The sequence below is a fragment of the Streptomyces calidiresistens genome (assembly GCF_014141525.1).
Taxonomy (GTDB): Bacteria; Actinomycetota; Actinomycetes; order Streptomycetales; family Streptomycetaceae; genus Streptomyces; species Streptomyces calidiresistens.
Genome location: NZ_VKHS01000629.1, coordinates 1 through 3,356 on the forward strand (window position 1 = coordinate 1; position 3,356 = coordinate 3,356).

Here is a 3,356-nt window from a genome sequence, read left to right on the forward strand (position 1 = left end):
GGGGTCAGGCGGCGGGGCCGAGCCAGACGGTGGCCAGCGGCGGCAGGGTCAGCACCAGGCTGGTCGACCGCCCGTGCCAGGGTGTGTCCTCGGCCTTGAGGACGTCCGGGTTGTCGATGCCGCTGCCGCCGTACCGCTCGTCGTCGGTGTTGAGGATCTCCTCCCAGCGCTCCACGTCGTCCGGGACGCCCACCCGGTAGTCGAAGCGCACCACGGGGGAGAAGTTGGAGACCGCCAGCAGCGGGGTGCCGTCGGCGGCGTACCGGGCGAAGACCAGCACGTTGTCCTCGGCCGCGTTCGCCTCCATCCAGGAGAAGCCCGCCGGCTCGGTGTCCCGTTCCCACAGCGCGGGGTGGTCGCGGTAGACGTGGTTGAGGTCGCGCACCAGGTGCTGCACCCCCCGGTGGTCCGGCGAGGCGGGCCAGCCCGCGTCGAGCACCCACCACTGCGGGCCCTCCTCCTCCGACCATTCGGCGCCCTGCGCGAACTCCTGCCCCATGAAGAGCAGTTGCTTGCCGGGGTGGGCCCACATGTATCCCAGGTAGGCCCGGTGGTTGGCCCGCCGCTGCCACCAGTCACCGGGCATCTTGGAGACCAGCGCGCCCTTGCCGTGCACCACCTCGTCGTGGGAGATGGGCAGCACGTAGTTCTCCGAGTAGGCGTACACCATGGAGAAGGTCAACTCGCCGTGGTGGTGGACCCGGTGCACCGGGTCCTTCGACATGTACACCAGGCTGTCGTGCATCCAGCCCATGTTCCACTTGAAGCCGAAGCCCAGCCCGCCGACGCCGTTGGCGCCGGTCTCGTGGGTGGCCCGGGTGACACCGTCCCACGCGGTGGACTCCTCCGCGATGGTCACCACGCCGGGGCAGCGCCGGTAGACGGTGGAGTTCATCTCCTGGAGGAACCGCACCGCGTCGGGGTTGTCCCGGCCGCCGAACTCGTTCGGCGACCACTGGCCCTCCTCGCGCGAGTAGTCGAGGTAGAGCATCGAGGCGACCGCGTCCACCCGCAGTCCGTCGACGTGGAACTCCTCGCACCAGTACACGGCGTTGGCGACCAGGAAGTTGCGGACCTCGCGCCGCCCGTAGTCGAACTCCAGGGTGCCCCAGTCGGGGTGCTCGGCGCGCAGCGGGTCGGGGTGCTCGTAGCAGGGGGTGCCGTCGAAGCGGGCCAGCGCCCACTCGTCCTTGGGGAAGTGGGCCGGCACCCAGTCGATGATCACGCCGATCCCGGCCCGGTGCAGCGCGTCCACCAGGGCCCGGAACTCGTCGGGGGTGCCCAGCCGGGCGGTGGGCGCCCAGTAGCCGGTGACCTGGTAGCCCCAGGAGCCGCCGAAGGGGTGCTCGGCCGGCGGCATCAACTCCACGTGGGTGAAGCCCATCTCCTTGACGTACGCGGGCAGTTGCTCGGCCAGCTCGCGGTACCCCAGGCCCGGCCGCCAGGAGGCCGGGTGCAGTTCGTAGATCGACATCGGAGCGGCGTGGGCGGGGCGCCGGCCGCGTTCGGCCATCCACCGGGCGTCGCCCCACTCGTACTCCGACTCCTCGACGATCGAGGCGGTGGCGGGCGGGCACTCGGTGCGCCGGGCCATCGGGTCGGCCCGCAGGGTGTGCGAGCCGTCGGCGCCGCAGACGTCGAACTTGTACCGGGTGCCCGGGCCGACGCCGGGGACGAACAGCTCCCACACCCCGCTGGAGCCCAGCGAGCGCATGGGGAAGGCGGTGCCGTCCCACAGGCAGAAGTCGCCGGTGACGCGGACCCCCCGGGCATTGGGCGCCCACACCGTGAACCGGGTGCCGGTCACCCCGCGGTGGGTCATCACCCGCGCCCCCAGCGCCCGCCACAACTCCTCGTGCCGGCCCTCCGAGATCAGGTACAGGTCGAGGTCGCCGAGGGCCGGCAGGAAGCAGTAGGGGTCGGCGGTGACGATCTCGCCCGCCCCGTCCTCCCCGCGCCGGTCCCCGTCCTCCCCGGATCCGCCGTAGCGGATCCGCAGCCGGTAGTCGGGGATCTCGCGCAACGGCAGCACGGCGGCGAACAGGCCGTCGCCCTCGGGCACGAGCCGGACCCGGCCGCCGTCGTACTCGACGGTCACCCGGTCGGCGTACGGGCGCAGGACCCGCAGCCGGACCCCGCCGGTCACCCGGTGGGCTCCCAGGAGGGCGTGGGGGTCGTGGTGCGCTCCGGCGAGCAGGCGGGTCGGTGCCGCGCCTCGTACAGCACCTCGTAGACGGCCTTGTCGGTCTCCCAGGCACGCAGCAGCTCGATGTGTTCCAGCGGGTCGCGCCCGCCGCCCTCGGCGTACCCGCGGCAGTAGGCCTCCCGGCAGAGCCGGGCCCAGCGCTGGGCCCGCGGTCCCGGATCGCGGTGCTGCGCGGCGGCGTAGTCGAAGGAGCGCAGCATTCCGGCCACGTCGCGGATGGTCGGTTGCGGGGAGCGGCGCTCGGCCAGCGGTCGGGCGGGTTCGCCCTCGAAGTCGATCAGACTCCACCGGCCCTCGTGCAGCAGTACCTGTCCGAGGTGCAGGTCGCCGTGGATGCGCTGGGCGGCGAGCCGACCGCCGCGGCGGCCGTGCTCGGCGACGGCGTCGAAGGTGCGGCGCAGTTCGGCGCGATGGGGCCGCAGGGCGGGGACGGCCGCGGCGGCGGCGTCGAGGCGCTGGGACATCTCCGCCGCGGCCTGCTCCAGTTGGGGCCGGCGCAGCACCCCGGTGGGCAGGGCCCGGGCGAGGGCGGTGTGCACCTCGGCGGTGGCCACCCCCAGGTCCCGGGCGCAGGTCTCGAAGTCGGTCCGGTGTTCCAGGGAGGCCAGCGCCAGGTGCCAGCCGTCCCGTGAACCGGCCAGGAAGGGCTGGAGGACGCCGAGGGTGACCGGCTCGGAGGCGCCGGGGATGTCGGCCTCGAACCAGGCGACGGGTGGCGGCACCCTGGTGCTGCCCTCCTCGGCCAGGGCCAGTGAGAGTTCCAGGTCGGGGTTGATCCCGGGGCTCACCCGGCGGAACAGCTTCAGGATGTGTGAATTCCCGTATACGACCGAGGAATTGCTCTGCTCGGCGCCCAGCAGCCGGCCGGGTGCGCCGGCGGGGATGTCGGCGTCCGGCGCCCGTTCGAAGCGCAGGGCGCCGAGGGTGCCGGGGGCGCGCAGCCGTTCCAGCAGCAGGGTGACCAGACGGGGATCCTCCAGCGCCTCGTACACCGCCCGGCCGCGCAGCGGACCCTCGGCGGGGATGCCGACGAAGGCGTCGGCGAGGTGCGGGGGGAGGGTCGGGCGCACGCCCAGGAGGAGTTGGTAGCAGTCGCCGTCGCCGTCCGCTCCGGGGTCGCCCGGCAGGCCGACCGGGCCGACGGGGGCGG

2 protein-coding genes are annotated in these 3,356 nt (G+C 73.5%); both read right to left on the reverse strand.

The window, feature by feature from the left end; all coding sequences use genetic code 11:
- Positions 1-4 precede the first annotated feature (4 nt).
- Positions 5-2,146, reverse strand: coding sequence for a 1,4-alpha-glucan branching enzyme (gene glgB / locus FOE67_RS20640; protein WP_323385164.1), 2,142 nt, complete (start codon positions 2,144-2,146; stop codon positions 5-7).
- On the reverse strand, positions 2,143-3,356 hold a 1,214-nt coding region (locus FOE67_RS29565), incomplete at its 5' end, for a maltokinase N-terminal cap-like domain-containing protein (RefSeq protein ID WP_323385166.1). The genes glgB and FOE67_RS29565, both read right to left, overlap by 4 nt.